Origin of the sequence: Kitasatospora sp. NBC_01250, from assembly GCF_036226465.1 — a bacterium.
Taxonomy (GTDB): domain Bacteria; phylum Actinomycetota; class Actinomycetes; order Streptomycetales; family Streptomycetaceae; genus Kitasatospora.
Genome location: NZ_CP108476.1, coordinates 8,995,593 through 9,001,608 on the forward strand (window position 1 = coordinate 8,995,593; position 6,016 = coordinate 9,001,608).

General features: G+C 69.7%; 5 protein-coding genes. 2 read left to right on the forward strand and 3 right to left on the reverse strand.

Going from position 1 to position 6,016, the window contains the following annotated elements; translation table 11 throughout:
- Positions 1 to 820: 820 nt before the first annotated feature.
- On the reverse strand, positions 821 to 1,522 hold the full coding sequence (locus OG500_RS37980) for a restriction endonuclease (protein ID WP_329587320.1): 702 nt from the start codon (positions 1,520 to 1,522) through the stop codon (positions 821 to 823).
- A gap of 263 nt (positions 1,523 to 1,785) precedes the next feature.
- On the opposite strand from OG500_RS37980, the gene OG500_RS37985 reads away from it, so the two are divergent.
- Positions 1,786 to 1,908, forward strand: a complete 123-nt coding sequence (locus OG500_RS37985; RefSeq protein ID WP_329587322.1) for a hypothetical protein — start codon at positions 1,786 to 1,788, stop codon at positions 1,906 to 1,908.
- A gap of 1,439 nt (positions 1,909 to 3,347) precedes the next feature.
- The gene (locus tag OG500_RS37990; RefSeq protein ID WP_329587325.1) at positions 3,348 to 3,503 is read left to right on the forward strand and encodes a hypothetical protein; all 156 of its coding nucleotides are present in this window, start codon (positions 3,348 to 3,350) and stop codon (positions 3,501 to 3,503) included.
- Between the two features lie 156 nt (positions 3,504 to 3,659).
- Here OG500_RS37990 and OG500_RS37995 read toward each other — a convergent pair whose 3' ends face one another.
- The gene (locus tag OG500_RS37995) at positions 3,660 to 4,052 is read right to left on the reverse strand and encodes a hypothetical protein (protein ID WP_329587328.1); all 393 of its coding nucleotides are present in this window, start codon (positions 4,050 to 4,052) and stop codon (positions 3,660 to 3,662) included.
- Between the two features lie 57 nt (positions 4,053 to 4,109).
- The gene (locus tag OG500_RS38000; protein ID WP_329587331.1) at positions 4,110 to 4,562 is read right to left on the reverse strand and encodes a hypothetical protein; all 453 of its coding nucleotides are present in this window, start codon (positions 4,560 to 4,562) and stop codon (positions 4,110 to 4,112) included.
- Positions 4,563 to 6,016 lie beyond the last annotated feature (1,454 nt).

Below are 6,016 nucleotides of genomic sequence, written 5' to 3' on the forward strand. Positions count from 1 at the left end.
GCGTCGCCCGCGAAGCAGCCGCCGTGCTGGACGTGCAAGGGGCTGCCGGGCGGGCTCTACGACTCCGAGGGTGAGCTGCATGTCGAGGCGGAGCCGCAGTACCCGGCCTGTGCGGCCGCCCGGGAGGAGCTGCTGGGCGTGGTGGGGGTGGTGGTTCGTCGGGCGGGCCTGGATGGCGCCTGGCGGCCGGATGCGGTCTGTCGGGTCGGGGTGGATGACCCGGCTGGGAGCCCGTACCGGATCGCCCGCCTGCCCGCTCCTCCGCCTCATGCGTGAGGCGGAGGGAGTCAGCTGCCGTTCAGGCGGGGTTGGTAGCTGTCCAGGGGCCGTCGACCGATTTCTTTGGCTGCTGCTGGAGCGCCGCGATGGCGTCCTTGATGCGCCCGGTCCGTCGCCCGCTGTGTGGCCTGCTGCTCGCCGCCGTCCGCTCGCCGTCCCCAGCCGGTCCGGCTCATTCGTCTGCGCCCCGTCCTCGGGTACTGGCCGCCGCTACGCCGTTCTCCACCCGGCCCGGCCCGGCCCGGCCGGGTTCGGTTCGCTGCGCTGCTGCTGATTTCCTCGCTCAGGATGTGCAGGGCCTCCTCTGCGTCCTGGCCGGTGATGTACCCACGCGCCATCCGCAGGGCGAACAGCCCGAGCTCGCGGTTCGCGTCCAGCCGCTGTCGCGTCAACCCGTGCCCGCAGGCCACCGGCGCCCGCCACGCCTCGACCGAGTACCCGTCAGGGCCCGTCCGCTCTCCAGCTCGGTGGCCGGCAGCTGCCGAGCGTGGAGGCGCTGCGGGGCGTTGGCCGTGCGGGCCGCGTGCTCGGCCGGGCCGTCTTACTTTTGGTAAGTGCGCTTCCAACGTGCCTGGTGCTGGCGGTCGCCCTGGCCGGCGCCGTTGATCTGGGGGAAGGAGAGCAGGCTCGCGCCGTTGTTCCAGAGGCCGAGCAGGTCGCGGTGCAGGGCCCAGATGCCGTGTTCGGTGCACAGGTTCTGGGCGGGGCGGGTGAAGCGGGAGGTGGTGACGAACACGGCGACCTGGGCCCGGTGGTGCTGGAGCGCGCCCATCATGTCGCGGATCTCCCGGGCGGGGATGGCGTTGCCCGGGTTGTACCTCTTGCACTGGACGATCATGGTCCGGCCGTCGGGCAGGACGCCCTTGATGTCGGCGCCGTTGTCGCCGGCCCCGCCGACCCGCTCCACCTGGGTGCAGCCGTCCCGCCGGCACAGGGCGGCCACGAAGTCCTCGAACTCGGTGCCGGTCATCCGGTCGACCTCGGCCAGCGTTCGGTGCCCGGCCGCGACGGCGTCCAGGTTTCGCCACCGCCGGTCCTCCTGACGGGCGGTCCGGTCCCTGCGCCACAGCGTCCAGCCGCCCGTCGCAAGGCCCGCGACCGCCAGCGCGACCACTACGTACACCCACACCAGCTGCCAGAACACGACCAGCAGCACGGCGGCTGCCGCCAACCCGCCGATCCCGAGCACCTTCAGCCTGGCCGCTCGCCGCCTGGCCGCCGTCGACCTGCGCTTCCTTCCCATCCCCGCCCCCTCGCGTCCATCGGATCTGACTCGCCATCTCTCCCCCACCAACAGTCGGAGTGAACACCGCCGCGGCCCTTGCCTTCCAGGCGTGACCTGCTCACTCCAACGAGTGCTGCACCGCTCGCCTGCTGTGCCCGTGCCGGGGCTCGATCGGCGGGAAGGAGGGCTCGAAGCTGGAGCTGCGGGAGAAGGCAAGCCCGGACCGGCTGGAGTGCCCGACGTGCGAACAGGACCGCGCCGTCAAGGACTTGGGCCCGCTGGTGCTGCCCGCCCCGACCAAATGCGAGCTGGTGGCCGCGCTGGTCTCCACCCCGGATGACCCGTGGTGGGAGGACCGCGTGCTGCACGCCAAGCTCTACCCGGCGAAGGGCCGTCAGGTGTGACCTGTTGGTTATGGTGGGGGTGTTTTGGCCTTGCTCGTGGTGTTGTCTGGACCTTTGGTTGTGCCTGTCGGGGGCGTCGGGTGGGTGGGGTCGGGCGGCTGGTGTGGTGACTGTTTGTGGTGGTGGCTGTCGTCCGGTGCCGCCGACGCCGTCTCGGGTGCGAGTGGGGTGTTGTGGGCGGGTTTTCGGGGGTGAATTCCGCTGGTAATTCCGTGTGGTTGTTTTGGCGGATTGGCCGCCGGGTGGTGGTGTGAATTCGGGTTGGAATTGCGGTGGTGTGGTGGTGGCGGGGGTTGGTGTTCGGTTTGGTGGGGTCGGGCTGGGTGCTTCTCGGTGGCCGCCGTCCGGGCCGCCGGCCTCGGCGGCTCCCCGCTTCCCCGGCGCCTGCCTGCCCGTCCGCTGCTGGGCCCGGCCGTCGTCCTGGTCGGCCGCCAGGCCGTCCCGCTGCGCCCGGCTCGGCCGCGCCGTCCCGCTGTCCGGGTCGGTCCGGGTGCTGCTGGGCACCGCCGTTCCGGCTGGACGGCTGGGTGGCCGTCAGGCCGCCGTGGAGGCCGCTCTGGTGGCGGCTCGGTTGTAGTCGGCGGGTTGTCGCGCCCCTTGTCGCGGTGCCTGTCGCGATGGGGTGGTCTCGTGTGGTGTGACGTGGGCGGATGCCCCTGATCCCCTGTGTGTGGGCTGGGTGCGACAGGTGGGTGCGACAGGGTGCCGGGGCGGGGCTGCGGTTGATGCTCGGTGGTGGCTGTCGAGAAGGCCGGCCTTCTCGGCGGCCTGGTGCTGGTGGTGGTGCTCGGCGGCCGGTGGTGGGCGGCCGGGTGGTGGGTGCGGGTGCAACACGGTGTTGCACCAGGGTGCAACACGGGGCCGTGTTGCGGGTCTGACCAGGCGTTATGTGGCTGGGAGGGCCCGGGGCGGGCGTGTTGCAGTGCCGTGTTGCACCAGCTGCGCCGATCCGCCGGCCGCCAGGCCGGTTGTCCGATGCCACTGAACCTTGACCGATTGCCACTCAAGATTGACCACTGCTCAGTTCGTGCCATCGAACCTTGACTGCTCAGCCCCCACACCGCGCTGCTCAAGTCCTACGACCACCGCCAACCCGCAGGCCTCGTCGCTCTTCCCCGGGGATCAGCCGGCCCGCCAGGTGAACCACGGCAGCTGGCACGGGAAGACCGCCGTGACAAGACCGCCGCCTACTTCCGTACCTGCCCGCACGGCACCCAGGTGGGCGGTTGAGCCGGCGAGCAATGGGGTGGATTTTGCCGTCCCCAGACATTGTCGCTGCAGGTCACCGCAGGCGGGCGCCCGGTGTGATTCGCGAAGCCCGCTCCTAAGGTCGTTGCCGGTGCGCACCGCGATCGCAGAGCAGTGAAATTCGACAACCCCGCCGTCTTCTGCGTGAAGGGCAGACATGCCCACACCCCGACCAACGCAGGAGACCACCGATGAACAACCTGATCAGCCTGTCCGCCATCGTTCTGCTCGCCCTCGGCGGCGCCGCCACCTACATCGCTTACCACAACCCCCAGCTCGGCGCCGCCATCCTGGTGGGTACTGGCGTCATCGGCCTCCTCTACGCACTGCTGAAGAGCCAGAAGTAGCTGGTCCCGTGCCACTTAAGGTTGATCGACCAGGTCGAACCGGTTCTCGGCGGAGGCGATCCGCCAGGGACACAGTCCTCGGTGCCCGGCTGGCCAGCCGCCGGTCCTTGATACCCGCGCTGTTGGCCGTACCGGTCAGGGAGCTGACCTGGAGAGTCAAGGTTCGATGGCACGAACTGGGCACTGGTCAATCTTCAGTGGCAACCGGTCAAGGTTCAGTGGCACTGGACACCGGTGACCCGTGACAGCGAACTTGGGACGGTTGACGCCGAAGCCGGGACAACGCAGTTCCGTGACATCGAAGTTGGGAACCGGCCAGGTCAGAGCGGCGGTGATGCAGAGGCCGAGGCCGCGCTGATCTTCCATCGGCCGACTCTGCCTCACGCAGTTCACCGCGGCCGATGTGGTGCAGGTACAGGCGGCAGCAGCGGTGCCGGCACCTGTCGCGTACTGCCACCACCACTGGGCCTCGTGCGGGTGGCCGGCCAGGTGGAGCAGGCAGGCGAAGACCAGCTCGCCGCGGGGATCGACATCCTCGCGGGTCAGCACCGTGCCCAGCCAGCCACCCTGACGCGTCCGCGTCAGGGTAGGGCCGTGGAGGCTGGCTCAGCGCTCGATGAGGATCGGTTTCCTGGCCCCGATCAGCGCCCACCTGAGATCCTCATGACCGTCTATCTCGTCGATCCATGAGTTGTAGAACCGGGCTCCGGCCTCGGCCGACTTCAGCCCTGGGCCGACCCGGTACAGGCCGAGCACCACGTCTGACCTGGAGACAATCAACAGTTCTTCGGCCTTGCTTCTCCTCAGCGCCTTGGCCAACTGTGCGGGGGCGAAGCCACGAGGCACCATGTCGTGCTCCAGGAACCATTGGAGATCCGAACGGGCAGCGTCCGCAGTCCTGAACGTCTTGCAGGCTTGGGCAGAGGACTCCCGGCCAAGCGGGAAGTGGACGATGTTCCAGGACCACCCGGGCCCGCACCAGTCGGCTGTGGCCAGTTGGTCCAGGTGCTCTGCGGTCGACTCGATGAGCAGATCCTGTGCCGGATTGATCCTATCCATGGCTCCCCCATTGTTCACGGTTCGTGCTGCCATCGAATGGCGGCATCGTTTTCACTCGCCAACTGGACGCCGCAGCTGGGTAGTTATTCTGGGTTCCCTCCTTTGAGAACGGAAGTGGGCGGCGGCAAGACACGGTCCGTGATCCGCCGGAGGGGGTCCAGCCCTCGACCGCCGTGTACAGCGTCGGCCGGGGAAGGCGGGGTGGTCGCTCGCCACCCCCGACGGTGCCGTGTCTGGCTCCGGGCTCGGAAGAGAAAAACAGCGCTGACCTGCGGACACCCGATGTTCGCTGTCACGAACCACCGTGCTTCCCAACTTCGGTGTCAACCGTCCCGACTTCGCTGTCACAGGTCAGCCGGTCCCGGTGCGCCCGGCTTGGTCGTCTCGCCCCGCCGTGCCCGCGCCCGCCCTGGCCGCCGTCCCCGGTCCGTCCTGCCCGGTGTTCGGCTTGGTGGTGCTGCTCCGTGAATTGCCTGGTTGGCGGTGCGTGCTGTTTTCCGGGTGGTCTGGATTGGCGGTCGCGGTGTCGGTGGCGAGGGCCCTAGGCCCCTTTCCGGCGTGCCTGAATTGGATTTCTGCCCGCTGTGCCGCGCGGGGCTTTCTGATTTCGCCCTGATAGAGAGCGGAAGGGAATTCGCATTCTCGCCGGGAGGACAGCCGGATAGAGCCGTGATGGGTGGTTGCGGCGAGGTTGTGTGTTTGCGTCTCGTGCCCGTTCGGGGGCCGGTAGGATAGAGCTGTACGGAAGTCGGGGAAAGGCCGCCGAATACGCTTCGGATGCCGGTCCCGAATCTGTGGTTGAGGGCCCGTCAGGGGCCGCCGTGCGGGGCGCCTGTGAGGGTCCGCCACGGAGGCCGGGAAGGCCCGAGCCGGACCGGCGGCCCGGAAGGTGGCCCCGAGGGCCGCAGGCCCCGTTCGGAGGGCGGCGGCTGGGCCGACAGCCCAGCAACCAGGCGGCGTACCGGCCATCGGCCGGTACCGGGGAGGGGCCAGGGGGGTGAGGTTGTGACTGATACCCGAAGTCCGCGACACATCGTCAACGCCTGGCGCCGCAGGCCCGGGCGGGCACCCCCTCCCGATCGGAGGGATGGGCCGCTACCCGAATTCCGCGTCACATCGTCAACGCTCACTCCCGGGCGCAGCCCGGAAAGCGCGGCCAGCAAAGCGGCCCGTAGGGCCGTGAAAAGCCCAGCCGAACAGGGCCGGAAAGCCGACCGATTGACGGGCCGTAGGCCCGGGACAATTCCCCTGGAATGGCGGAGCGCAGCGACGCCCGACGCCCGCCCCGACGGCGCGGGCCGCGCCCGCGAATTCGCCGCAGGCGAATTCCCCCAGCCATGCACCGCCCAAGCCCGGCGCAGCCGGGCCACACCACGCACGGTGACGGCGCAGCCGTCACCCCCCCGGCTGACGCCGCGTCAGCGGCGCCGCTCCCGCGCCAGCGGGAGCCTAAG